General features: G+C 43.5%; 25 protein-coding genes. 10 read left to right on the top strand and 15 right to left on the bottom strand.

Features of this window, described 5'->3' with window-relative positions; genetic code table 11:
• Nucleotides 1-50 precede the first annotated feature (50 nt).
• From purH to aroQ, 8 genes are all read right to left on the bottom strand, one after another.
• Nucleotides 51-1,631 (bottom strand): bifunctional phosphoribosylaminoimidazolecarboxamide formyltransferase/IMP cyclohydrolase, encoded by a 1,581-nt coding sequence (gene purH, locus A3774_RS01035; protein ID WP_067862127.1) that lies wholly within the window; start codon nt 1,629-1,631, stop codon nt 51-53.
• 34 nt (nt 1,632-1,665) lie between these two features.
• Nucleotides 1,666-1,950 carry a DNA-binding transcriptional regulator Fis gene (gene fis, locus A3774_RS01030; protein WP_067862124.1) on the bottom strand — a complete coding sequence of 95 codons (285 nt, stop codon included), beginning with the start codon at nt 1,948-1,950 and terminating at the stop codon, nt 1,666-1,668.
• 20 nt (nt 1,951-1,970) lie between these two features.
• Entirely contained in the window at nt 1,971-2,957 is a 987-nt protein-coding gene (dusB, locus tag A3774_RS01025) for a tRNA dihydrouridine synthase DusB (protein ID WP_067862121.1), read from the bottom strand.
• 151 nt (nt 2,958-3,108) lie between these two features.
• Entirely contained in the window at nt 3,109-4,035 is a 927-nt protein-coding gene (locus tag A3774_RS01020) for a DUF3426 domain-containing protein (RefSeq protein WP_067862120.1), read from the bottom strand.
• 12 nt (nt 4,036-4,047) lie between these two features.
• A complete protein-coding gene (gene prmA, locus A3774_RS01015; protein ID WP_067862118.1) occupies nt 4,048-4,944 on the bottom strand; it encodes a 50S ribosomal protein L11 methyltransferase in 897 nt (298 codons plus the stop codon).
• Nucleotides 4,945-5,074: 130 nt separating this feature from the next.
• Nucleotides 5,075-6,415: an acetyl-CoA carboxylase biotin carboxylase subunit gene (accC, locus tag A3774_RS01010; protein ID WP_067862116.1), complete on the bottom strand. Its 1,341-nt coding sequence runs from the start codon at nt 6,413-6,415 to the stop codon at nt 5,075-5,077.
• A gap of 31 nt (nt 6,416-6,446) precedes the next feature.
• Entirely contained in the window at nt 6,447-6,896 is a 450-nt protein-coding gene (gene accB / locus A3774_RS01005; protein ID WP_067862114.1) for an acetyl-CoA carboxylase biotin carboxyl carrier protein, read from the bottom strand.
• Nucleotides 6,897-6,935: 39 nt separating this feature from the next.
• Complete coding sequence (gene aroQ, locus A3774_RS01000; RefSeq protein WP_067862112.1) at nt 6,936-7,373, bottom strand: type II 3-dehydroquinate dehydratase; 438 nt, start codon at nt 7,371-7,373, stop codon at nt 6,936-6,938.
• Between the two features lie 317 nt (nt 7,374-7,690).
• Between aroQ and A3774_RS00995 the strand changes: the two genes are divergently transcribed.
• Nucleotides 7,691-8,461 (top strand): ParA family protein, encoded by a 771-nt coding sequence (locus A3774_RS00995; protein ID WP_407937487.1) that lies wholly within the window; start codon nt 7,691-7,693, stop codon nt 8,459-8,461.
• Nucleotides 8,462-8,798: 337 nt separating this feature from the next.
• Here the strand turns inward: A3774_RS00995 and A3774_RS00990 are convergent, their stop codons facing one another.
• The 3 genes from A3774_RS00990 to A3774_RS00980 all read right to left on the bottom strand — a co-directional run bounded on the left by A3774_RS00990 (nt 8,799) and on the right by A3774_RS00980 (nt 11,101).
• Complete coding sequence (locus A3774_RS00990) at nt 8,799-9,254, bottom strand: hypothetical protein (protein ID WP_156473634.1); 456 nt, start codon at nt 9,252-9,254, stop codon at nt 8,799-8,801.
• 209 nt (nt 9,255-9,463) lie between these two features.
• Nucleotides 9,464-9,997, bottom strand: a complete 534-nt coding sequence (gene ppa / locus A3774_RS00985; RefSeq protein WP_067862108.1) for an inorganic diphosphatase — start codon at nt 9,995-9,997, stop codon at nt 9,464-9,466.
• Between the two features lie 102 nt (nt 9,998-10,099).
• The gene (locus A3774_RS00980) at nt 10,100-11,101 is read right to left on the bottom strand and encodes a class 1 fructose-bisphosphatase (protein ID WP_067862107.1); all 1,002 of its coding nucleotides are present in this window, start codon (nt 11,099-11,101) and stop codon (nt 10,100-10,102) included.
• Between the two features lie 224 nt (nt 11,102-11,325).
• Between A3774_RS00980 and mpl the strand changes: the two genes are divergently transcribed.
• The 5 genes from mpl (at nt 11,326) to A3774_RS00955 (ending at nt 15,790) form a co-directional block, all read left to right on the top strand.
• Nucleotides 11,326-12,699 (top strand): UDP-N-acetylmuramate:L-alanyl-gamma-D-glutamyl-meso-diaminopimelate ligase, encoded by a 1,374-nt coding sequence (mpl, locus tag A3774_RS00975; RefSeq protein ID WP_067862436.1) that lies wholly within the window; start codon nt 11,326-11,328, stop codon nt 12,697-12,699.
• A 5-nt stretch (nt 12,700-12,704) separates the two neighbouring features.
• A complete protein-coding gene (locus tag A3774_RS00970) occupies nt 12,705-13,346 on the top strand; it encodes a flavin prenyltransferase UbiX (RefSeq protein ID WP_067862105.1) in 642 nt (213 codons plus the stop codon).
• 113 nt (nt 13,347-13,459) lie between these two features.
• Nucleotides 13,460-14,143 carry a tRNA (adenosine(37)-N6)-threonylcarbamoyltransferase complex dimerization subunit type 1 TsaB gene (gene tsaB / locus A3774_RS00965; RefSeq protein ID WP_067862103.1) on the top strand — a complete coding sequence of 228 codons (684 nt, stop codon included), beginning with the start codon at nt 13,460-13,462 and terminating at the stop codon, nt 14,141-14,143.
• Entirely contained in the window at nt 14,144-14,947 is an 804-nt protein-coding gene (locus A3774_RS00960) for an undecaprenyl-diphosphate phosphatase (RefSeq protein WP_067862101.1), read from the top strand.
• Between the two features lie 27 nt (nt 14,948-14,974).
• A complete protein-coding gene (locus A3774_RS00955; RefSeq protein WP_067862099.1) occupies nt 14,975-15,790 on the top strand; it encodes a class I SAM-dependent methyltransferase in 816 nt (271 codons plus the stop codon).
• A gap of 38 nt (nt 15,791-15,828) precedes the next feature.
• Here A3774_RS00955 and plsB read toward each other — a convergent pair whose 3' ends face one another.
• Both plsB and A3774_RS00945 read right to left on the bottom strand, forming a co-directional pair.
• Nucleotides 15,829-18,153, bottom strand: coding sequence for a glycerol-3-phosphate 1-O-acyltransferase PlsB (plsB, locus tag A3774_RS00950; RefSeq protein ID WP_067862097.1), 2,325 nt, complete (start codon nt 18,151-18,153; stop codon nt 15,829-15,831).
• Nucleotides 18,154-18,164: 11 nt separating this feature from the next.
• Entirely contained in the window at nt 18,165-18,377 is a 213-nt protein-coding gene (locus A3774_RS00945; protein WP_067862095.1) for a SlyX family protein, read from the bottom strand.
• Between the two features lie 248 nt (nt 18,378-18,625).
• On the opposite strand from A3774_RS00945, the gene A3774_RS17100 reads away from it, so the two are divergent.
• Nucleotides 18,626-19,072, top strand: coding sequence for a cold-shock protein (locus A3774_RS17100; RefSeq protein WP_067862093.1), 447 nt, complete (start codon nt 18,626-18,628; stop codon nt 19,070-19,072).
• Between the two features lie 74 nt (nt 19,073-19,146).
• Here A3774_RS17100 and A3774_RS00935 read toward each other — a convergent pair whose 3' ends face one another.
• Nucleotides 19,147-19,800, bottom strand: a complete 654-nt coding sequence (locus tag A3774_RS00935; protein WP_067862091.1) for a DsbA family protein — start codon at nt 19,798-19,800, stop codon at nt 19,147-19,149.
• A gap of 172 nt (nt 19,801-19,972) precedes the next feature.
• On the opposite strand from A3774_RS00935, the gene A3774_RS00930 reads away from it, so the two are divergent.
• From A3774_RS00930 to A3774_RS00920, 3 genes are all read left to right on the top strand, one after another.
• Nucleotides 19,973-20,176 carry a 2-hydroxymuconate tautomerase family protein gene (locus tag A3774_RS00930; protein WP_067862089.1) on the top strand — a complete coding sequence of 68 codons (204 nt, stop codon included), beginning with the start codon at nt 19,973-19,975 and terminating at the stop codon, nt 20,174-20,176.
• A gap of 157 nt (nt 20,177-20,333) precedes the next feature.
• Nucleotides 20,334-20,927, top strand: coding sequence for a LemA family protein (locus tag A3774_RS00925; RefSeq protein WP_067862086.1), 594 nt, complete (start codon nt 20,334-20,336; stop codon nt 20,925-20,927).
• A gap of 55 nt (nt 20,928-20,982) precedes the next feature.
• Nucleotides 20,983-22,920 carry a M48 family metallopeptidase gene (locus tag A3774_RS00920; RefSeq protein WP_067862084.1) on the top strand — a complete coding sequence of 646 codons (1,938 nt, stop codon included), beginning with the start codon at nt 20,983-20,985 and terminating at the stop codon, nt 22,918-22,920.
• Here A3774_RS00920 and folX read toward each other — a convergent pair.
• Nucleotides 22,917-23,279: a dihydroneopterin triphosphate 2'-epimerase gene (gene folX / locus A3774_RS00915; RefSeq protein WP_067862082.1), complete on the bottom strand. Its 363-nt coding sequence runs from the start codon at nt 23,277-23,279 to the stop codon at nt 22,917-22,919. The genes A3774_RS00920 and folX overlap by 4 nt on opposite strands.
• Nucleotides 23,280-23,288: the final 9 nt, after the last annotated feature.

Below are 23,288 nucleotides of genomic sequence, written 5' to 3'. Positions count from 1 at the left end.
TTAAATTGGCTAGGATTCAACCCGCAAAGTAGACCTATTGCTAAATGTACTTAATGGCGGAAGTGGCGCATGCCAGTGAAGACCATCGCCATACCATGTTCGTTTGCTGCATCAATCACTTCTTGGTCGCGCATAGAGCCACCTGGTTGGATAACGGCTTTTATACCGGCTGCTGCGGCTGAATCAATACCATCGCGGAAGGGGAAGAAAGCGTCAGATGCCATAACGGAACCTTTTACTTCTAAACCTTCATCAGCGGCTTTAATACCAGCAATCTTAGCGCTGTAAACGCGGCTCATTTGGCCGGCGCCAATGCCAATAGTTTGTCCATCTTTTGCGTAAACAATTGCATTAGATTTAACCGCTTTGGCAACTTCCCAACAGAAAAGTAGATCTCTGATCTCCTGCTCTGTAGGTTGAACTTGAGTAACAACCTTCAGTTCAGATGCATCAACTCGACCTAAATCACGGTCTTGAACCAGTAAACCGCCATTGACGCGTTTATAATCGAAGCTGTGCGCGCGATCTGCTGCCCACTCGCCACATTGTAGTAAACGGACATTAGGTTTAGTAGCAACAATATCGGATGCTTCTTGAGTTACTGTAGGGGCGATAATTACCTCTACAAATTGGCGATCGACAATGGCTTGGGCTGTTACGGCATCCAACTCACGGTTAAATGCAATGATGCCGCCAAAGGCAGAGGTTGGATCTGTTTGGAAGGCACGGTTGTATGCATCAAGAAGATCTGTGCCAACGGCTACGCCACATGGGTTAGCATGTTTAACAATAACGCAGGCAGGTTCGTTAAACGGTTTTACGCATTCGAGTGCTGCGTCCGTATCTGCAACGTTATTAAAAGAAAGCTCTTTGCCTTGCAGCTGACGAGCTGTAGCAACGGAGGCTTCTGATGGATCAGCTTCTACATAAAAAGCCGCGCGCTGGTGTGGATTCTCTCCATAGCGCATATCCTGTGCTTTGATGAACTGAGTATTGAATGTGCGAGGGAAGGTTGCTGCTTTATCTTCTTCGCTTTCAACAATTGCACCTAAGTAGTTTGCAATCATGCCGTCATATCCTGCGGTATGCTCGAAAGCTTTTACTGCAAGATCAAAGCGTGTTGCGTGGGATAGGCCTTTTTGCTTATCTAATTCAGATACGATGTTGTCATAGTCAGACGCGTTCACAACAATGGCAACATCCTTATGATTTTTCGCAGCGGAGCGAACCATTGTTGGGCCCCCAATGTCGATGTTTTCAATCGCCATTGGAAGATCGCAATCAGGACGTGCAATGGTGGCTGCAAATGGATATAGGTTAACTACAACCATGTCGATAGGATTGATGCCGTGTTCGGACATGATAGCATCATCCTGTCCGCGACGACCTAGAATGCCGCCATGCACTTTAGGATGCAGAGTTTTTACACGGCCATCCATCATCTCGGGGAAGCCGGTGTAATCGGATACTTCCACTGCGGGAATGTTATTCTCTTTAAGCAGTTTGTAGGTACCGCCTGTAGAAAGGATCTCAACGCCGCGAGTGCTTAGTGCTTGTGCGAATTCAACAATACCTGATTTATCAGATACGCTGATCAAAGCACGGCGAACGGAAGTGATGTTCTCTGCCATTGTGTCTGGATTCCGAATAGTCAAAAAAGGAGAATTAAAGCAAGCCGTACTGCTTCAGTTTTTTACGAAGCGTACCGCGATTTAGTCCCAATAATTGGGATGCTTTAGTCTGATTGTCTTTAGTGTATGTCATTACCGTTTCGAAAAGAGGTGCTTCAATTTCAGAAAGTACCATCTGATAAACATCGGTGACAGGTTGTCCATCAAGTTGACGGAAATAGCTGTTTAATGACTGCTCTACGTTATCGCGTAACGTGTGATTTGCAGCTTCTGTTGAGTTTGGCGCGAATGTTGGTTGCTTAATTTCTTTATATTCCACAGTACTTATTATCCAATCTATTAGGCGGCTACGCCGTTATTTAGAGCGCTATCAAAATAATTTTCGATAGAGGCGGCCTGGTCTGCTGCTGTTTCAATGATATTAAATTGTTTACGAAAACTACTTCCGTTAGCGTTGTTCTGCAGGTACCAACCTACGTGTTTGCGTGCAATGCGTACACCTAAGTATTCACCGTAGAAATCATGCAACTCTTGCAGGTGTCCTAACAAAACGTCCCTTATCTCCTCTAGCTTAGGAGGGGGCAGAATTGTACCTGTTCTTAAATAATGATCAATCTCTCTGAATAGCCAAGGTCTACCTTGAGCGGCTCTACCAATCATTACTGCGGAACAGCCAGTATGCTGAAGTACTTCCAGCGCTTTCTCTGGTGAGGTGATATCACCATTGGCAAAGACGGGAATTGAAATTGCTTCAGTAATACTCGCGATGGTGTCGTATTCTGCTTCACCTTTATATCCGCAACTACGCGTACGACCATGTACAGCGAGCGCTTGGATACCTGCATCTTCAGCAATACGCGCAATAGTTAGGGCATTTCTGTTTTCTGCATTCCAACCAGTACGTATTTTTAGAGTTACAGGTATGTCGACGGCAGAGGTAACTGCGTTGAGGATATCGCTTACAAGTTGCTCATCTTTTAATAGCGCTGATCCTGCCGCCTTGTTACAGACTTTTTTTGCAGGGCAGCCCATATTGATATCAATAATTTGAGCGCCTCGTTGTACGTTCATGATTGCTGCATCAGCCATCATGTCAGGATCGCCACCGGCAATCTGAATAGAGCGAGGCTCTACTTCACCGGTATGATTTAAACGATAAGCTGATTTACGTGACTTCCATAACCGGGTGTCTGATGTAACCATTTCTGACACAACTAAGCCTGCACCCATGCGCTTACATAACTGGCGAAAGGGCCGGTCAGTAACGCCTGCCATTGGTGCCAAAATAACTTGGCTGTCAATGGTGTATGGGCCAATATGAAACATGCTATGCCTTAAAAAATAGTTAAAAAAACACCTTTCGTATCACGAATGATACGCTTAAAAGATGTATTTGGGAGGCGGATAATCATACTCCTAAGGAGCAGAGTCTCCAAGGGTTTTTTGATGATTTTTTGTACAATTTGAGCTTGATTTTTTACTGCTCAGGCGCTAGTAGCTCAGCCTTATAATTGATTGCGCGTAAACTAGGTGACATTAATTTCAGTGATACCTGAGCAGGTTGGTTAACGGGTAGAAGAGGCACTGTATCGTTGTTGAAATGGAGGTACTCCTTGGGTTGGAATACTCTTTGAGCAATCGTTTCCCCTTTTAAGCCAGAGAATGTTAACGCAATAGCTGGATAAGGTTGTTCGAATGAGGCGCTATTCAGTAAAAGTAAGTTGATATTGATCGCGCCTTCTAGTTCTTTGTGCGGCTGGATGATGAGTTTTTTATTTTGAATTTTATCAAGCTCGAATCGTTGCGGAATGTTGCAGTCTATATGTTGACACAAAGTTTCATACAAAGGTTGGTACGGTTTCTGCCAATACAGCTCTACACGATTGAACCATAAGTACTGTATAGCTATACCCGCTATTGCTGCGATCAAGGTTGAAAGCCAGAAAGTGTTTTTCGCCTTTGTTTTTTTTGCTGAGGTGGAAGAAAGTACAAGGGCTTCACGTTCAATCGTCAAGGTTGGAACGGGAACTGTGGGCTCAGCCGCGGTTTTTATCTCTAGTGTTCTTCGTGGAGAGGTTGGAGCCGTTTGTTCTGTTTGTGCTTTTTCGTTAGGCAAGGAGGGGGCAGAGGTTGAGGATTCTTGTGGGTTAGTGGCATTTCGATTTTCGGTAATATCTTTTTTTTCTTTGGCGCTTTGGGTGGGTGTAGTTAGGTTATGTTGTATGTCACTTGGCTTTTTTTTGTCATCGATACGGAAACTCTGTTCTTTATGCTCTGTCGCGGAAAACACGTGTAGACAATTTCCGCATCTAACCTGCTCATGGGCAATTTTTAATTGCCCTTTAGTGACACGGAACTGTGCTTTACAGTTGGGGCATGTAGTGATGATGCTATCGCTAAGCATGATGGACTGATGTTACCCCTTTCTAGTGCCTGTGACTCTTATCCAGCCATCTTTTTCGGCGATAGGATCAAGATCAAACCATTCGGAGTAGGTTGCTCTTATTTCTGTTTCCTGCGCACTCAATAAACCAGACAAGCATAGTTTACCTTGAGGTTTGATTAAGTTTGCTAGGGTGGGCGCTAGTTGAACTAAAGGTCCTGCTAAAATATTGGCAATTAACGTGTCGGCGGCTTCTTTAGGTGCATTTTCCGGTAGAAAAACGTGCAGTATGTCATCTGCTAAATGATTGCGAAGTAGGTTGTCTTTAGTCGCTTGGAGGGCTTGAGGGTCGATATCTACGCCAATCGCTTTGCTTGCTCCTAATAATAATCCGGCAATACCTAAAATACCTGAGCCACAACCGTAATCGATAATATATTGGTTCGTAAGTATTTGTGAATCTAACCATTCTAAACAAAGTGCCGTGGTAGGGTGCGTACCTGTTCCGAAGGCTAAACCAGGATCTAGCATTAGATTAACGGCGTCAGGTTCGGGTGTTTCTTTCCAGCTAGGACAAACCCAGAGACGATTACCGAATTTCATCGGGTGGTAGTTTTCCATCCACTCCCGTTCCCAATCTTTATCTTCAAGAATTTCTGCATTTATGCTTGGTGCAGGCATATTGGGGAACAGCTGTTCATGGCCTTGAGTTAAAAACCGTAGAGTGGCTTTTAGATCATGTTCTGCTGCAAAGAGCCCTGTAATGGTTGTATTGCTCCATAGAGGAGTTGTTCCTAAGTCTGGCTCAAAGATTGGCTGATCTTCACTATCCTCAAAGGTCACTGCTGCGCATCCGGCACTTAATAGTAGATCTTCGTAAGCTTCAGAATTATCAGGATTAGTTTTAATTTTTATTTGCAGCCAAGGCATTATGTTCTTCCATATTGGACAGTTCGACAGGCCAATAGTACCAGTCATCAAGGCGCGGATGAATAGTTCTAGGTAGTGCATAGGTAATAAAAAACCCGCTATATAGCGGGTTTTTTGTTGGTCTATACGGTTATAAGCCTAGCTTCTTCTCAAGGTAGTGAATATTCACACCACCTTCTTGGAATCTACAGTCTTTTACAATCTCTTGCTGAAGAGCGATGTTGCTACGGATGCCGTCAACAACCATTTCATCTAAAGCAATTTCCATACGTTTTAATGCGGTTTCACGGTCTTCGCCATAACTGATAAGTTTGGCGATCAGTGAATCGTAATGAGGAGGTACTGTATAGCCATTATAAATATGTGAATCTACACGGATACCATTCCCGCCGGGTGCATGGAAGTGCTTGATTGTACCTGGGCTTGGAAGAAAGGTTTTTGAATCTTCGGCATTGATACGGCACTCAAATGAGTGGCCCTGAATTTTAATATCTTCCTGTTTTAAAGAAAGAGGTAATCCAGAAGCGATTCGTAACTGCTCTTTTACAATATCTACACCCGTGATCATCTCTGTTACAGGATGCTCAACTTGCACTCGGGTGTTCATTTCTATGAAGTAGAATCCGCCATTTTCGTATAAAAACTCAAATGTGCCTGCACCGCGATAATTGATTTTGATACAAGCATCTACGCAAGCTTGTAATACTTGGGCGCGGGCATCAGGATCTAGGTGTGGTGCTGGAGCTTCTTCTACCACTTTTTGATGGCGACGTTGCATTGAGCAATCACGATCATAAAGGTGTACTGCATTACCTTGCCCGTCAGCTAAAACTTGGACTTCGACATGGCGAGGGTTTTCAAGATATTTCTCCATATAAACGGTGTCATCACCAAATGCCGCAGCGGCTTCTGATTGAGTCACATGAATGGAGTTTATAAGTGAAGCCTCAGAATGAACAACACGCATACCTCGTCCACCACCGCCGGCCGCAGCTTTTATGATAACGGGGTAACCAATGCGTTCGGCAATCTTATAGGTGTGCTCTGTGTCATCATCTAATGCGCCGTCAGAGCCTGGGACTGTAGGTACGCCAGCTTCTTTCATTGCTTCGATAGCTGAAACTTTATCACCCATTAGACGAATTGTTTCCGCTTTGGGACCGATAAATGTAAAACCTGAGCGTTCAACTTGTTCAGCAAAATCAGCATTTTCCGCTAAGAAACCGTATCCCGGGTGAATACCTACAGCATCAGTTACTTCTGCTGCAGCGATAATAGAGGGGACATTTAAATAGCTTTTTACTGAAGATGCAGGACCTATACAAACAGCTTCATCAGCTAAGCGGACGTGCATGAGATCTTTGTCTGCTTGAGAGTGGATAGCAACGGTTTTGATATCCAGTTCTTTGCAAGCGCGCAGAATACGAAGCGCAATTTCGCCTCGGTTCGCTATGACTACTTTATCTAGCATCGAAAGTGATCCTTGCTTATGCGTTATTGGCTTAAACGATAGTTACAAGAGGTTGATCGTATTCAACCGGCTGACCATCTTCAACAAGGATAGCTTCAATAACGCCACTCTTGTCTGCTTCAATTTGGTTCATCATCTTCATTGCTTCTACAATGCAGATAACATCACCGGCCTTCACTGTTTTACCTACTTCAATGAATGCAGGAGAACTTGGTGATGGAGCGCTATAGAACGTGCCAACCATTGGTGATTGAACAACATGACCTGAAGTTACCGGTGCTTCGCTTACCGCTTCGGTCGGCACAGCAGCTGGCGCAGGCGCAGCTGCAGGGGTGGGCATAGGCGCAGCAGGGTAGGCAGCTACAGGGGCTGGGGCGCCGCGGCTAATGCGCACGGATTCTTCGCCTTCTTTAATTTCTATTTCGTTGATGTTGGATTCTTCCAACAGCTCAATCAGTTTTTTGACTTTGCGAATGTCCATTCTGATCCCGGTCTCTTTAAAAGCAACAATAATTAGTTTTTAAGCAATCTGTTTTATGGCAGATTGCAAAGCAAATTCGTATCCTTGCGCGCCAAAGCCACAAATAACACCTTGCGCAACATCCGATAAATAGGAATGATGGCGAAATGTTTCTCGTGCATGCACATTTGAGAGGTGTACTTCAATAAACGGGATATTAACTCCCAGTAAAGCGTCACGCAGTGCAATGCTTGTATGTGTAAAGGCGGCCGGATTGATAATAATAAAAGCAACCTCTTCCTGCTGAGCTTGATGTATTCGCTCAAGTAGGATGTATTCTCGGTTGCTTTGGCAGTGCAGTAATTCATGGCCTTGATTTTGCGCTTGCAGTATCAGTTTTTGGCAAATATTGTCCAATGTGTTTGTACCGTAAACCTCAGGTTCACGCATGCCCAATAAATTCAGATTTGGGCCATTTAGTAACAGGATTTTTGCCATGGTTTATTCCTGAAAATTGGCAGAGCGACTTAATCAACTACTATAGTTTGCCGTAGTCTTTTTCTCTTGTCTATAACTTAGCAAGTTTTTGCTGTTTTAGTGCTTTTTTGCCGAAAATGTCTCCTCATTCACAGAGAATATTGAACATGAAATGAATATTTGCTGCGCTCATGCATTAGGTTTTTTTAATATTAGTCCTTTTGGCTATAGTTTTATTCTTTTACGCTCAAGATTGTTGACGTTGGCTTCATAATTATAGATATTGCAATGCGGTACTAGTGTTTTTTGTGTGGGATTGAAGGAGAAAGAAAATGGCGATGATTAAGCGCGTAGTTTTCAATCAGAAAGGAGGAGTGGGTAAGTCTAGCATTGCTGTGAATTTGGCAGCAATTAGTGCAGCTCGTGGTAAACGTACTTTGGTGATTGATCTTGATCCTCAATGTAACTCTAGTCACTATCTTTTAGGTGAAGGCTATCAAGATGTTAAGCCTGATATTAAAGATTTTTTTGAGCAAACGCTGACCTTTCAGATGAAACCTAATGGGCCTGAGCACTATGTACATGCCACGCCCTATGAGAACTTAAGTGTAATACCCTCTAACTCAGATTTAGGCGATTTGCAGTCAAAATTAGAATCGAAACATAAAATTTATAAATTAAAAGATGCACTAGAGCAGTTATCTGATGATTATGATGCTGTTTATATAGATACACCGCCAGCGTTCAACTTTTATACGCTTTCTGCTTTAGTTGCTTCTGAAAGATGTTTAATCCCTTTTGATTGTGATGAGTTTGCGCGACAGGCACTGTACAGCTTGTTAGCTAATGTGCATGAAACGAAAGAGGATCATAATGATGCGCTTGTTGTTGAGGGTATAGTGGTGAATCAGTATCAACCTCGCGCTAGTCTCCCTAAGCGCATTGTTGATGAGTTGCTAGATGACGATCTTCCTGTACTTAATGCAAAAATTTCAGCGTCAGTGAAAATGAAAGAATCCCATGATGAGACACGTCCACTTATTCATATGTCGCCAAAACATAAATTGACGCTACAGTTTATCGAATTATTCGAAGAACTCTCTCACTAACTTATTTGCACTCAAGTGTTAAGGGTGGGTGCAAATTCTTGTGCTTACTCTTTTAGCTTGGCTCTTCAGTATTTTCGTTCTTTCGCAGACTTAAGATCCAGGCTATAAGTAGTGGGACGCTAACTGCTAGTATTATTATTTCAGCCATCTAACTTCCAATTAAATATACGAATTTTCGATTTTAATTAGATTGCACGGTTGAGCAATGGAAAGTTTTTCAAGAAGATGGGGTTATTTGTTGTCTGATTCATGCTGATCAAAGATTGGAATGTATAGGCTGCGTCTAAAGTCTATAATACCCAAAAGGGTGCCCTTTAGACACAGTATTTGCGGTGTTTTAGCAGCTTTTGTTTCCATTGCACGCGATGGTTTCAGGTGCGGCTATTGCGCTACCAATTTTCAGCTGTCCTTTGTACTCGCCAACAAAAAGAGTGCTGGTCGTGCGTTTCCCTTTATTGTTGATGTAAACAATATTAAGTTGACCGGTTGGTTTTAAGTTTAGGGCATACTTTTTGCCATCTTGGATATATGACTGCGGAGCATTTTGAGCAATTGGATCTATATAAATACGACGAATCTGTCGGCCTTTAAAGCCTGATTTGATGTATTTCTGTAGAGAGCGACGAGATTCTTTATCAACCCCTTCCCAGTTAATTAGATTGAATATGCCTTGAGCGTCGCGACTGGCAAAAGAATTAAGGTAGTTTTGTACTAACAAACTATTTTTGTCGGCCATGACCATACTGGACATTAAAAGGCTTATAACGCATATACAAAATTTGGGAAGTGTCATTATTCACCTCTATTCTTATATTTCCCTGAGATAGCTGGGGTAAGTATATCTATTTTTACTGATACGTGAAGTGGTAACTTGCAATTTACGGCAAGTAAATGTGTGTATGAGGGCTGAGCATAATGGGCTATGGGCGGCATATAGGCTAGCTTCATAATAAAAAAACCTCGCCGATGCGAGGTTTTTTTATGCTGCATAAATAATACTAATTATTTAGCGGCTTCGTAAGCTTTTACGCCAGCAACAATAGCTGCGCGTGCGGCATCTGCGCTGCCCCAGCCTTCAACTTTAACCCATTTTCCTTCTTCAAGGCCTTTGTAGTTTTCGAAGAAGTGTTTAATACGGTCTAGTTCAAGCTGCGGAAGGTCTTCGATATCCTTAACATCACGGTAAGCTTTAGTTAGCTTGTCGTGAGGTACAGCGATAAGTTTAGCATCTTCGCCGGCTTCGTCAGTCATGTTTAAAACGCCTACAGGGCGACAACGAATCACGGAGCCTGCAATAACTGGGTAAGGTGTCATAACCAATACGTCTACAGCATCGCCGTCATCAGCAAGCGTATTATTGATATAACCGTAGTTTGCTGGGTAGAACATTGGTGCCGCCATGAAGCGGTCAACGAAGATTGCGTCTTCTTCTTTCTCTATCTCATATTTGACCGGAGCGCTATCTGCCGGAATTTCAATAATAACGTACAGATCGTTCGGTAGGTCTTTACCTGCGGGTACTTGTGCGAAGCCCATAATTGTCTTCCTGTAAACTGTTTTAAAAAAGTTATATCTGAGTCGGATTATAAGCGCAGCGTGAGACGCTTAGAATACTACTTAAAGCTGAAACTGATGCTTTTATGTATTTAATTTTGCTGCACGGCCATCACTTGATTCTGAGTGGTAAGTAAGCAATGTTTCAACTTCTTTAGTAGAGCCTAGCGCTACAGAACAGCGTTGGTGAATATGTTTAGGCTCTAGGTCGAGAATGTTTTTATAGCATGTGCTGGAAGTCCCGCCAGCTTGCTCGATTAGCATGCTCATTGGATTGCCTTCGTACATAAGGCGGAGCTTTCCAGGTTTGCTGGAATCGCGACTGTCCCAAGGGTAAGTAAATATTCCACCGCGCGTGAGTACGCGATGTACTTCTGCAACCATAGATGCGATCCAGCGCATATTGAAGTTCTTTTCGCGTACACCTTCTTCGCCTTGGAGAAGGTCACCAATATAATTACGCATCTCTTCTTCCCAGAAACGATGGTTTGACATGTTGATGGCAAACTCATTTGTTTCTTTAGGGATGCTGACTTGTTCGCGGGTAAGAATGAAGTCACCCGTATGGGCAAGCGTAAAGAAATTTACGCCTTGGCCAGTTGATAGCGATAAGATGGATGATTGGCCATATAATACGTAGCCAGCAGCAACTTGTTTGCGACCGGGCTGTAGATAGGCTTCGTCCGTAGTTGGATCCATGCCTTCTTCGATTTCAAGTACCGAGAAGATGGTTCCTACTGAAACATTAACATCGATATTAGACGAGCCATCTAACGGATCGAAGATGACAAGGTATTTACCGTTTGGGTTACCGCCAACGGGGTGATCTTCCTCTTCAGAGGCAATACCCGCCACGAGTGCGTTGTCGAGTAAAAACTTTTTAAGCAGATCATTTGCTATAACGTCCATTTTTTTCTGGGTTTCACCTTGAACGTTAGTGTTATCCGTTGATCCTAGAACCCCGGCTAATTCGCCTTCACGAAGTTGGATGGCAACTTCTTTACAGGCAAGCATTAACGTGCCAATCAAATCGACTAATTTGTCTTCGGTTTCCTGTTGTTTCAGGAACTGGCTCAGGAGCAGCATTCTCGTATTATCTCGCAGATAGAATAGTTGAAAAGTTGGGCGAGAATTTTACGTGAAACTTAGACAAAATGCATTGTTTGTGGCGCATTTTTGATGGTTTATTATAAGATTTTTCGCCGTATCGCTGATAATGTTTGGTGGACAAGTTACCGCATCTGCAAAACTGTTATGATAGACAAATATATTTGCTCATTTTTTATTATTTATTAGCCGGAGTTTGGACGTTGCATATTCACATTTTAGGCATCTGTGGGACCTTTATGGGATCGTTGGCCATTTTAGCCAAACAGTTGGGACATAAAGTGACAGGCTCGGATCAAAATGTGTACCCACCAATGAGTACACAGCTTGAGTCGCAAGGTATTGCATTAATTCAAGGCTTTGATCCCGCCCAGTTCAGCCCGGAACCTGATTTGATTGTGGTGGGTAATGCAATGTCGCGAGGTAATCCCGCGATAGAGTATATGTTGGATAAAGGGCTCAATTATACCTCTGGCCCCCAGTGGCTTTCAGAACATTTGCTTAAAGATAAATGGGTTTTAGCGGTTGCAGGTACGCACGGTAAAACGACCACGTCGACTATGCTGGCGTGGATTTTAGACCAAGCGGGTATGAAACCGGGCTTTTTAATCGGTGGTGTGCCTTTGGGTTTTGGAGTATCTGCGCGCTTGGGTGATTCGCCTTTTTTCGTAATTGAAGCTGATGAGTACGACACGGCTTTTTTTGATAAGCGCTCAAAATTTGTTCACTATCATCCTCGCACGCTTATTATGAATAATCTTGAATATGACCATGCGGATATTTTTCCTGATTTAGCGGCTATTCAACGACAGTTCCATCACTTAGTTAGGATTGTGCCAAATAATGGCCAAGTTATTTTTCCTCAAGAGGAAACTGCACTGCAAGAGGTGGTTGATATGGGGGTGTGGACTGATGTAGCTCAGACCCGCATAGGGGTCTTTGATTCATCTTCTGAGGTGGAGTGGCAGGCGGTTTTGCTTAAAGATGATGGTTCCCAGTTTGAGGTTTGGCACCAGGGAAGTAGAGCGGGTGTGGTTTCTTGGAAGGTGACCGGAAAGCATAATGTAAATAATGGTTTGGCGGCTATTGCCGCTGCAAGAAATGTTGGCGTTCAGCCGCATCATGCGATAGAAGCATTGAATTGCTTTGCTGGGGTTAAGCGGAGAATGGAACTGCTAGGCGAGGTTAATGGGGTTAAAGTCTATGACGATTTTGCTCATCACCCCACCGCTATTGAAACCACCTTGCAAGGAGTACGGGCTCAGGTTGGACAAGCCAAGGTGATAGCGGTGATTGAACCTCGCTCAAATACAATGCGTCTAGGTACCCATCAAGCGTTACTGGCTGAATCTATTACAAATGCGGATGTGGTTTATTGGTTTCAGCCACAAGGTATGGACTGGTCGTTGGAGAGTATTGCTGCACAAAGCTCTGTGTCATCTACAGTTTATTCAAATACGGACCTGCTGATCAATGATCTGGTCAAGGCGGTAGAGCCAGGGTGTCATGTGGTAATTATGAGTAATGGTGGTTTTGAAGGTATTCATCAGCGCTTGTTAGCCGCGTTAAAGGGGTAGTAATCATGGTAAATCAAAAGGCAGCGGGAGCGGATACGCAAGAGACCATTACGGTTGCTATAACCGGAGCCTCCGGCGCACAATATGGATTGCGCCTATTACAGTGCTTATTAGCAAAAGATAAACGCGTTTTTGTCATGATTTCTCGTGCTGCGCAAGTGGTGATTAGTACTGAGACGGATCTAAAGCTGCCCGGTACGCCAGCGGATCAAGAGCAATTCTTGAGCCAGATGTATAAGGCTAAACCAAATCAGCTAAAAGTGTTTGGGCGTGAGCAGTGGATGGCTCCAGTTGCTTCAGGGTCAGGGGCACCGAGTAAAATGGTTGTTTGTCCTTGCAGTACAGGCTCTTTATCAGCGATTGCTACAGGAGCGAGTAATAATCTGATTGAACGTGCTGCGGATGTGGCATTGAAAGAGCGCCGTCAGCTTATATTAGTTCCCAGAGAGGCGCCGTATTCTGAGATTCATTTAGAGCATATGTTGAAATTAACGCGTATGGGCGTGATTGTGATTCCTGCGAGTCCCGGTTTTTATAATCGCCCAACAACGATCGAAGATATGGTGGATTTTGTGGTCGCTCGGATTTTGAATCAGCTTAATATTGAGCAAAGCCTGCTGCCTAAATGGGGCGAAGATTTAATTTAACAAAGGAGGAAGCGTCGCTATAGATGAAATTAGCGCTTCACCGGAGTAGAATTCATGCAAGTTTTTAGATTCGCATGTCTTACCCTGTTCTTATTTTTAAGTGATTCAATTTAATGTCAAACATTCTAGCACTTGATACGTCCACCGATGCTTGCTCTGTAGCCTTGAGTTGTAACGGCGAAATTAAAGAAGATTTTAGAATCATTCCTCGTCAACATACTCAGCAGCTTTTGCCTATGACCGAAGCGATATTGGCGGATGCAGGTATTGCTATCTCCGCCTTAGATGCAATCGCTTTTGGGCGTGGGCCAGGGTCTTTTGCGGGTATTCGTATTGCAACAGGGGTCGCGCAAGGTCTCGCCTATGGAGCCGATTTACCTGTTCTACCTATCTCTACGTTAGAGACGCTAGCTGTATCGGCAGCAAAGGTTGAAGGTGCGGACAAAATTGTGGCTGCGTTAGATGCGCGTATGGATGAGATCTATGTGGCGAGTTACCGTATTGAAAATGGGCTGCCTGTGATGGAGTTGAGCGAACAAGTTGCGACGCCAAGTACCTTTGCCGTTGATGCAGAAGGGTATCTCGCTGTGGGGAGTGGGTGGCGTTATTTGGAAGCGATGCCTGAATCAGTTAAGCGCGCGGTCCAATTGAGCACTGAAACATATTATCCATCATCAGAAAGTATGCTTGTACTGGCGCTCGATGCGTGGGCGCAAGGGAAGGGCATCTCACCCGAGCTAGCTCTGCCAGTTTATCTCCGCGACCAAGTCGCATGGAAAAAGAAGGATCAGCAATAAATGGAGCTTTTTCAAGTCGTTATACTGGCCTTACTTCAAGGATTGACGGAATTTTTACCGATCAGTAGTTCGGCCCATCTGATTTTACCTTCACAGCTTTTGGGCTGGCAGGATCAGGGGTTAGCTTTTGATGTCGGCGTACATGTGGGTACATTATTGGCAGTGGTGATCTATTTCCGCAAGGACTTGAGGTCTATGTTTTGTGCGTGGTGCGCAAGTTGTAACGGGGGGCGAAGTGAGGATGCAAGCTTGGCTTGGTTAACCATCTTAGCCACCTTTCCTGCGCTGATTGTTGGCTTGTTATTAAATGATTTTATTGATCAGAATTTACGTTCAATTTTAGTCATTGCTGGAACAACGCTTATTTTTGGTGGGGTGCTTTGTTGGGCTGATCTTTTTAGAGTTGAAACGCGTCAATTGAGTACGTTGACGGTTAAGGATGCCCTTTATATAGGGTGTTCTCAGGCGTTGGCGTTAATTCCAGGGACGTCACGCAGCGGTATCACTATTTCTACAGCCTTGATGTTGGGGTTTGAGCGTCAAGCGGCTGCCCGCTTTTCTTTTCTTCTTTCGATCCCAGTTATTCTTGGGGCTGGGTTGATTAAAGGTTTAGACCTTTATGCACAAGGCGACAGCGCTCCTTGGCTGATGGTGTTATTGGGAACCGTGATAGCGGGTATTAGTGCCTTTAGCTGTATCCACTTTTTCCTTAAATGGTTAGATCGTATCGGCATGCAGCCCTTTGTTATCTATCGTATGCTCTTGGGTGTGTTTTTGTTGGCTGTTTGGTTTATGGGACGTTAATCTCTTTGTTTGTAATAGTGGGTTTATATGTCTGTATCTGACCTTTCTGGTGGTTCTGTATATAGTGAGGGTGTTATCGCGGTTACTGCGTTGGATGAGTCCTCCTGTTCGCAAGCGGAACAATTGGCTACTCAGCTTAAACTACCGTTAGTAAAAATGTCATCAGAGGTAGGGTTCGACCTACTGTTGCAAGTGGCCGAATCGGGTATTCGATTGCAGCCCACAGGTAAAAAAGCGCCCGGTGCGACCTACGCTGATTTTGTGTCAGGTGCAGTTGCTCATCGCCGTCAATTTGGTGGTGGTAAAGGTCAAATGATCGCGAAAGCGGTTGGAATTAAGGCCGGTGTTAAGCCTCAGATATTAGATGCAACGGCGGGATTAGGTAAAGACGCCTTTGTGTTGGCGACCTTAGGTTGTGATATGACCCTGCTAGAGCGTTCGCCTATTATCCACCTATTGCTTGAAGATGGGTTGTTGCGTGCAGCGAATTCGCTGGAGGTTAGCGATATTATTCAGCGCATGAGGCTTCATCATGCCAATAGTATTGAGTGGATGCAGGCGCAGGCCGATCAAGGGGTGCGCTATCAGGTTGTGTATCTAGATCCCATGTTTCCCCATAGCGATAAAAGTGCATTGGTAAAAAAGGAGATGCGTAGTTTTCGCCCCGTTGTCGGTGATGATTTGGATGCCGACCAATTGTTAGAGGCTGCTCTGGCCATTGCAGAAAATCGAGTAGTGGTTAAACGGCCTAGAAAAGCTCCTTTTTTAGCTGATCGTAAACCCTCTTTACAGTTTGAGGGGAAATCGAGCCGCTACGATATTTATCCGCTGAAAAAACTGTAAGCTCCTCCAGTAGGAGCTTATATCTATAGTGTATTGGATTAGCCTTTACTTCCGAGTTTAGAATCCACAAGTGAAATCATATGTGGTTTCAGAATCTTTTTAGCTTGGGCGAATAGAGCGCTTGTATCGAAATTACAGCTTAAGCGACCGTTTTCCTCCCGTAGAAACTCTAACGCATGAAGTTGCTTAATAAATGAGTTTAAAACTCTTTTATCTTTGTACTCAGGCGTGCTGTAGCCATACTCTTTGTGAATATGTTGGGCGATATTTTGGCTGCTTTCAATCAGATCTTCTGCGCTAATCTCGTTATAGCGAGCGAGTGTGCGTAGCACAATATAATAGCGTAAAAGAATAGGTTCAGCGGTTAGGATTAGGGTGTTCACGAGAGGGTTGGCAGTAGTTGTCCAGCCTTTATCTGCCTCGCCTTCTAGTAAATTCTGTTCGATCAGCGCTTCACGTACTTGTTTAAGTAAACCTGTGAGATCAGTTAGCTCCCAAGGTAAGAAAAGTTCTGCCTGAATAAAGGGATAGATCATCCGAATTGTACGGTTAATGCTTTGGGTTTTACCGTTTTCAAGCCTGTGCGCAAGTAGTAAATACATACTGGGTAGAATAAGTAGGTGCTGGATATTATTTCGATAAAAACACAGCTCTTGCGCTTGATGCTGATCTATTTCAATTAAATTAATCTTTTGATTAACTTGCTGCATTTTTGCGGCTTCGTTAATCCAATCGGAAGGCTTTCCTTCAGGAATGAGTTGTAAGTGAGGATTCAACGTTTTGATTAGGTTGAGTAGGCGAGAGCTTTTATCGCTTAACTCTGCGACTGATTGCAATGGACTTCCACCTAGTAGGCAAGTGGCTAATAAACTGCTTTGGGTTATTTCTGCAGCTTGATTTATTCTGCGCATAACCGTTGCCGCTATCAGTTTTACATCCTCTTTTGATGAGTGCTCCGGGTGAATATGCGCTTCTAAAAGAAGGGGTTCGCCAAAGCTCAATAAGGTATTACCAAATTTTTGTCCGAGTATTTTGCTGGTGGCTAATACAGTGGAAATAGATTCTTGCTGCTTTTTTCCTCCTGACAGTTCTTCTTGGTAGCTTTTACTTTCTACAAGGCGGTCGTATCCGACCCAAACAGGAATGAGGGCAACAGGTTTTTGGGGATTGTCTCTGTAAGACTCCACGCTCATTGAGAGTAATCCGGTCTTTGCTGCCAGTAAGCGTCCAGTACGGCTTCGACCCCCTTCAATAAAATACTCTAAAGAGTGGCCTCTATGGGTCATCTGTTCTAAGTAAGTTTTATATAGGCAGCTATAAAGTGGGTCCCCATGAAACTGGCGGCGCATAAAGATTGCCCCGCTGCGTTTCAAAATGGGCCCTATTACTGGGATATTTAGATTTTCGCCCGCGGCGACGTGAGGAATCATTAACCCGTGTCTATATAGTACCCAAGATAAAAGCAGGTAATCCATATGACTACGGTGACAAGGTAAATAGATAAGCTGATGGGTTTTAGCGATCTCTTGGACGCGCTCTATATTTGCTATTCTAACTTTTCGGTATAAGCGTCCCCATACCCAGTTTAAAAGTGGATCCAGTATACGTGTAGTTATCGGGCTAAAATCAGCAGCAATTTTATCGAGAGTATGTGCGCAATGTCGTTCAATACGGTGCCGGCTAGTGCCTCGCTCTTTAGCTTGTTGGTCAATAGCTTGCTGTACGTTTGGGTCTTTTATAACGAGATTAATTAATGTGCGTCGATGGGATAGATCAGGCCCTATAATCGATTGGCGAGTGATACTGAAATGCGTACGCAAGACACGGGCAGCTTTACGAGCGGTGGCTTCACTATCATCATTCTCTTCTTGTTGGAGTAACTGTTTAAGATCTAATGCTTTGTCTATGCGGACTAAGGTTTGGCGACCATTGACTAGCAGTTGAAAAAAGCTACCTATAGGCCCCGCTTCGTGCCAAGTCTCGGCATACAAAAGGTTAAGCCACGATTTTTCTCTATTAGGGAGGCGGCCGTGAAAGATCGCAACAGGTATAATTAAAGTGTTAAATTTTTCACTGCTGTTTTGGGCGTTGACTAAAACTTCTAAGGCTTCCCGCAGAGGAGCTTGACCTTTTGAATCAGCAAAGAGTATTTGTTCCTCTTTAATATGACGTTGCTGTTTGCGTAGTAGATTTTTTAAAAGAAGTGTGTGACTGAGCCTATTCGATTCAAGTATGTAATAAATATGGTCTGGGGTCGGTTGTGTAGGCAGTAATAATTGAGGATTAACCAACTTCGGACGGGTTACTAAATTTATAAACATACCCCCTAAGGAGTGTATGCCGCGTTCGAGCAATGGAATCATGTGCACTTACCTTAGTAGTGTGGAGGAGGTGGCTCATCCTCAGGTCTATTTGCAGGTAGATCAAGCGTTAGGCTTTTGACTTGCTGACTGAATATTTTCATCATTCTTGTCAGCTTCAATATCTCTAGCTCTTGAGTAGAAACAATACTGTTAAGTTTATCCAGCGTATCTTCTTGGAAAGCAACGCGAGTTTCCAGTTCATCAATACGTTCCTGCTCTGTCATGATTGTTTCCGCTTCTAAAATAGCTAATGTTACAGTGTTCAGTTAAAGGTTGTGATACGACTTAATTCGTAGTCTACAAGCATAGTTTATCAGGCTTCGATATTAAACGCCGTTTGATTTTTATTCGCTTTATTTGCATAAGCTATTGAAAAAAATCATAAAATTAGATATACCTCTGTAATTGGTAGAAATAATTACTTATACTGCCAATTTCAAGTGCTATTAATGTGATAAATGACAAATAATAAATGAGGGTTAATCAGTTGATTCGTAGTCTGATTGTGAGTGCTATCGCCGCAGTGTTGGTAACTGTTTTGTTGGGTCCGGTAGCTGGTATAGAAGTTGAGTTATCTAATATTGCTGCGTTAGCAGTTGTGTTCGTTGTGACATTTGCCGCATCTTTTTTTGCTGCACTTGGTAACAATGCTCAATCTGGGGCTTCGGCATTTAATGGTGCTGAAGAAGAGTATATTGATGAAAATGATGATCGTGAGCAAGGCACAGTAAAGTGGTTTAATGTGTCAAAAGGTTTTGGTTTCATTACCCGCGGTGAAGATGATGATGTCTTTGTTCATTTTCGCAATATCCGTGGTCGTGGTCACCGTTCATTAGCGGAAGGCCAAAAGGTACGTTTCCACGTACGTGAAAGCGACAAAGGGTTACAGGCTGAGGATGTTTCAGTCGTTCGCGACTAAGCTTGCTTGTAGCACGCCCAGCGAGGCTGATCAATTCAGTCTCGCTGTTACACCTTCCAATGCTCTTCCCCATTTCATTCCGCCTCTGTTGTTAGCACTGAATCTATTCTGCTTTTTATCTTGATGGCGTCCGTGTAGCCGTAACTAAGTGCTTTGATGATCCCTTCTTTGGTTTCAATAAAGAGGCTAGGGAACCCTTGAGCACCGAGTCTATGGGAGGCATTTATCTGTTTTTCGAGTTGGTGTTGAGTCTCTGGACTATGTATCAGCGCCTTAAAAGCGGGGATGTCTAAGCCCTGTTGCTGAGCTAACTCTATTAACGTATCTAGCTCTGATGGGTTTTTTGCATCTAGGTAATAAGCGTTTTGTATTAAGCGAGTCATCTCTAAGCCGCTTCCTGGTGAAAGTTCCTCAGCACTAATGACTGCTCTACAACTAGCATATGTGCTTCTTTTGGGCGTGTTGTTCGACCAGAAATCGTAATTGAAAGGAGTGCCTGTTTGCTGCTCGATATGCTGCCATATAGATTGCAGCTTTTGTTGCATCTCTATGGGCATAGGCTCATTACTATCTGGAGCAAGGCCGCCCATTAATAAAGTCCAAGGAAATGGGTAACTACGTTGTAATTCATGCACTGTGTCACTAAAAGCCCAGCACCAGCTACACATAGGGTCTAATACATAGATAAATCGTGGATAAACCTGTTCATTTTGAGTAGGTGATGTCATATGTCAGCTTTTAAATAAGTAGTCAGTCACTAAGAGACTGTTATTTAAAAAGTTAGTTCATTCTTTTTGTTCAAAAAAAGTGAATAGATGCTTCTTTATAATCTTATAGTGTTGCGGAATCTTGCACGCTAAGCTTGTTGCTAAATATCAAGCTATCCAAGGAGTATGAAGTATGCCGTACGTTAATATTAAGATTACCGATGAAGCTGTGACCGCAGAGCAGAAGAAACAACTTATTGAAGGTGCAACTCAGCTTTTAGTGGATGTATTAAATAAAAACCCTGCAACGACAGTTGTTGTGATTGATGAGGTTAATACCGATAACTGGGGAGTAGGTGGGGAGGTTATCACTGAAAGAAGAAAGCAAGGAAAGTAGAGTCTCAGTAAATCATAGTATTTCTCTATACTGCTGCTCTGCTTAAACGGAGTTAATTAAGAGAAGATGAGGAGAGCTGCTAATAAGTAGGTTTCCTCTCTGGCTATTCTGATTTATAGTCGAAAGCTTACATGATCCATAACAAAGGAGCTGCATAATGGAAGTAGGTACGATTGTCTTTTTGGTGATAGTTCTAGGTGCTGTCTTTTATGTAGTAAGTATTTATAACCAGCTTGTTACCTTAAAAAATAGGCATCAAAATGCCTTTTCTCAGATCGAGGTTCAGTTAAAGCGCCGTTACGACCTCATACCAAATTTGGTTGAAACGGCTAAAGGCTATATGAGTCATGAGCGAGAAACTCTCGAAGCTGTTATTAATGCGCGAAATGAAGCCTCAGCGCTTTTAAAGGGCGCAGCAGCTACTTTGACGGATGATTCTATCCAGCAGCTGTCCGGTGCAGAAAATGCCTTACAGAGTGCTTTAGGGCGTATGAATATAGTGATGGAAGATTATCCAGACCTTAAAGCGAATGAAAACATGATGCAGCTTTCAGAAGAGCTGACAACCACTGAAAACCGTGTGGCATTCTCCCGCCAAGCTTTTAATGATGCTGTAACTGCCTACAATATATACCGCCAATCCTTCCCTCCTGTATTTTTCGCGTCTATGTTTGGTCACCCTAAAGATGCTTCTCTTTTAGAATTCGAAGATAGTGCTGAGATTCAGGCCGCACCTAAGGTTAGTTTTTAGGGTGGGACAAATTCGTCAGAATCTATTGCTTAGAGTCTTGTTAGGTTAGGGATAAATGGACTTTTTTATACAACAGGATAAAGCGCGGCGTCAAACGGGTTGGCTTGTTTTTCTTTTCATATTAGCGGTTGTTAGCCTAATTGGGCTAACCAATCTGTTGATAGGGCTGGTGGTTTGGTCTGTCACCCAAGAGGAAACCATGCAGCGGGGATTGAGTGTTGTATCACAGACCGATACTCAAACTATCGCTGCGCTGTTTTCTTGGCATACGTTTGGTTTAGTTAGTTTAGCTGTTGCGGGTGCTGTTGGTTGTGCCATTTTATACAAATGGTTTCAATTAAGCTCAGGTGGCAAAGCGGTTGCTGAATCCTTGGGCGGTATTCGTATTTATCCCAATAGTGAAGATCCAGATCACTTGCAAGTACTTAATGTAGTTGAGGAGATGGCGCTTGCTTCAGGTATGCCTGTTCCTGCGGTGTATTTGTTGGAGCATGAGATAGGGATCAACGCTTTTGCTGCAGGTAATGGCCCCGCCGATGCGGTAATTGGTGTCACTAAAGGCTGTATTCAGCAATTTAAACGGGATGAATTACAAGGCGTTATTGCTCACGAGTTTAGCCATATTTTAAATGGCGATATGCGACTAAATCTACGTTTGATCGCCTTATTGCATGGCATTGTTTTTATCGGCTTAGTTGGGGAATTGCTGCTTAGAGGGAGTCGAAGTCGTCGATCAGATAGTAGGGTTGCCATACTGGGTGTTGCGTTACTAGCGATTGGCTGGCTAGGTACCTTTTTCGGTAATCTTATCCGCGCAGCCGTCAGCCGACAGCGAGAATTTTTAGCTGATGCCAGTGCGGTGCAATTTACCCGTAACCCAGATGGCATAGCAAGCGCGCTCAAATTAATCGGCGGCTATAGTAGTGGAACAGAGATTCATGACAGCCATCGCAGTGAAGTCAGCCATCTGTTCTTTGGCCAAGCGATTAGCAAACTGAGCAATATGATGGCGACGCATCCTCCTTTGGTGGATAGGATTTTAAAAGTCGATCCCGATTGGGACGGTAATTATCTTTATCGAAGTACGGCTACACGTGAACGTAAGCAGGAAGAGGAGAAGGTAACTCAAGCAGGAAAGCGTGAGGCTTTTTCTCAGGCGGTTATTACTGGCGCTGCCGTTGCCTCGGGTATAGAGCCTGACACGCTCTTTTCTGGAAGTGCTGATTTGGATCAGATCAGGCGCGAAATCGATGGTATTCCTGCTCTGTTACATGAACAGGCTCATGATCCTTTTGGCGCTATTGCTGTATGTTATTTATTGATTACTCATATAGAGCCTTCTGTGCAAGAGAAACAATGGCAAGTTATAGCTCAAAGTGGAATTAAGGGAATTGAGCCATTAATGCGTCAGCTTTACCCTGCCGTTGAACATTTGGATATTAGTGCTCGTTTACCTTTGATTGAATTATTACTACCGGCCTTGAAGTGTATGTCGCCGGAGCAATATAAAAGATTCAAACAGACTTTATTGCTACTGATTCGAGCTGATGCGAAGACTGATCTATTTGAGTGGTGTTTATATCAACTTGTGCGTCATTATCTAGCTGGGGAATTTGAACCGGTTAAGGCCTCTAAGCCACGTTATAAAGAGGCTAAAGCACTGAGTGATGAATACCAATTAGTCTTGTCGGTACTTGCACATAAAGGCCATGAACAGGAAGCCGATGCACAGAGAGCATTTAATCGTGGGGCAGGCTCAGCAGGCTTATATAATATAAGCCTGCTATCCGAAGACGCGTGTGAATTGGAGTGTTTTATTCGGGCGGTCAATGTGTTGTCATGCGCTTATCCCGCCCTTAAGCCTCGTCTTATTACAGGTATTAAAAAATGTATCTATCAAGATGGCGAAGTGACTGCACTTGAAAAAGAGATTGTCTCAAGTATAGCCGTTGTCATGGATGCGCCTATTCCTCTATTTATTGAGCCACATTAATCTTTTTGCCACTCCAGTGAGAGTGATACAGAGTCTGCAAATCTGAGTGCGTGGGGTTTATCTATAGTGACTTTAGCGTAGCGAGTCCAAGGATGTTTGCTACAGATTTCTAAGACATCTGAAACCAGCTTCTCAAGTAATAAGAAACGGCCATTTTCCACATGCTGAATAATATCTTTAGTAATTGTTTTGTAATTTAAGGCTTGTTCTACATCATCGTTGGCAAAGCCATTGCTAGCGGGGTATTGAATCTCAATATTGATTACAACATCCTGCTGTTTTTGCATCTCGTCGGGATTAAACCCGATAAAAGTACGTAGGCGAAGATTGGTGATGTTAATAATTGCGTTGCTGAGCATGAATCTGTT

Source organism: Neptuniibacter marinus (assembly GCF_001597725.1).
Classification (GTDB): Bacteria; Pseudomonadota; Gammaproteobacteria; order Pseudomonadales; family Balneatricaceae; genus Neptuniibacter; species Neptuniibacter marinus.
The sequence above is the reverse complement of the archived record's forward strand: the minus strand, read 5'-3'. Positions and strand labels throughout refer to the sequence as shown.

Excerpts from the sequence above, each read along its gene's own strand:
- A3774_RS00995 (WP_407937487.1), top strand. The coding sequence starts at position 7,691 with ATGATTAAGCGCGTAGTTTTCAATCAGAAAGGAGGAGTGGGTAAGTCT.
- A3774_RS00925 (WP_067862086.1), top strand. The coding sequence starts at position 20,334 with ATGGAAGTAGGTACGATTGTCTTTTTGGTGATAGTTCTAGGTGCTGTC.
- A3774_RS00945 (WP_067862095.1), bottom strand. The coding sequence starts at position 18,377 with ATGACAGAGCAGGAACGTATTGATGAACTGGAAACTCGCGTTGCTTTC.
- prmA (WP_067862118.1), bottom strand. The coding sequence starts at position 4,944 with ATGCCTTGGCTGCAAATAAAAATTAAAACTAATCCTGATAATTCTGAA.
- A3774_RS01020 (WP_067862120.1), bottom strand. The coding sequence starts at position 4,035 with ATGCTTAGCGATAGCATCATCACTACATGCCCCAACTGTAAAGCACAG.
- accC (WP_067862116.1), bottom strand. The coding sequence starts at position 6,415 with ATGCTAGATAAAGTAGTCATAGCGAACCGAGGCGAAATTGCGCTTCGT.
- accB (WP_067862114.1), bottom strand. The coding sequence starts at position 6,896 with ATGGACATTCGCAAAGTCAAAAAACTGATTGAGCTGTTGGAAGAATCC.
- A3774_RS00960 (WP_067862101.1), top strand. The coding sequence starts at position 14,144 with ATGGAGCTTTTTCAAGTCGTTATACTGGCCTTACTTCAAGGATTGACG.
- A3774_RS00930 (WP_067862089.1), top strand. The coding sequence starts at position 19,973 with ATGCCGTACGTTAATATTAAGATTACCGATGAAGCTGTGACCGCAGAG.
- A3774_RS17100 (WP_067862093.1), top strand. The coding sequence starts at position 18,626 with ATGAGGGTTAATCAGTTGATTCGTAGTCTGATTGTGAGTGCTATCGCC.
- tsaB (WP_067862103.1), top strand. The coding sequence starts at position 13,460 with ATGTCAAACATTCTAGCACTTGATACGTCCACCGATGCTTGCTCTGTA.
- dusB (WP_067862121.1), bottom strand. The coding sequence starts at position 2,957 with ATGTTTCATATTGGCCCATACACCATTGACAGCCAAGTTATTTTGGCA.
- A3774_RS00955 (WP_067862099.1), top strand. The coding sequence starts at position 14,975 with ATGTCTGTATCTGACCTTTCTGGTGGTTCTGTATATAGTGAGGGTGTT.
- purH (WP_067862127.1), bottom strand. The coding sequence starts at position 1,631 with ATGGCAGAGAACATCACTTCCGTTCGCCGTGCTTTGATCAGCGTATCT.
- ppa (WP_067862108.1), bottom strand. The coding sequence starts at position 9,997 with ATGGGCTTCGCACAAGTACCCGCAGGTAAAGACCTACCGAACGATCTG.
- A3774_RS00920 (WP_067862084.1), top strand. The coding sequence starts at position 20,983 with ATGGACTTTTTTATACAACAGGATAAAGCGCGGCGTCAAACGGGTTGG.
- A3774_RS00935 (WP_067862091.1), bottom strand. The coding sequence starts at position 19,800 with ATGACATCACCTACTCAAAATGAACAGGTTTATCCACGATTTATCTAT.
- A3774_RS00990 (WP_156473634.1), bottom strand. The coding sequence starts at position 9,254 with ATGACACTTCCCAAATTTTGTATATGCGTTATAAGCCTTTTAATGTCC.
- A3774_RS00980 (WP_067862107.1), bottom strand. The coding sequence starts at position 11,101 with ATGCTGCTCCTGAGCCAGTTCCTGAAACAACAGGAAACCGAAGACAAA.
- aroQ (WP_067862112.1), bottom strand. The coding sequence starts at position 7,373 with ATGGCAAAAATCCTGTTACTAAATGGCCCAAATCTGAATTTATTGGGC.
- folX (WP_067862082.1), bottom strand. The coding sequence starts at position 23,279 with ATGCTCAGCAACGCAATTATTAACATCACCAATCTTCGCCTACGTACT.
- A3774_RS00970 (WP_067862105.1), top strand. The coding sequence starts at position 12,705 with ATGGTAAATCAAAAGGCAGCGGGAGCGGATACGCAAGAGACCATTACG.
- plsB (WP_067862097.1), bottom strand. The coding sequence starts at position 18,153 with ATGATTCCATTGCTCGAACGCGGCATACACTCCTTAGGGGGTATGTTT.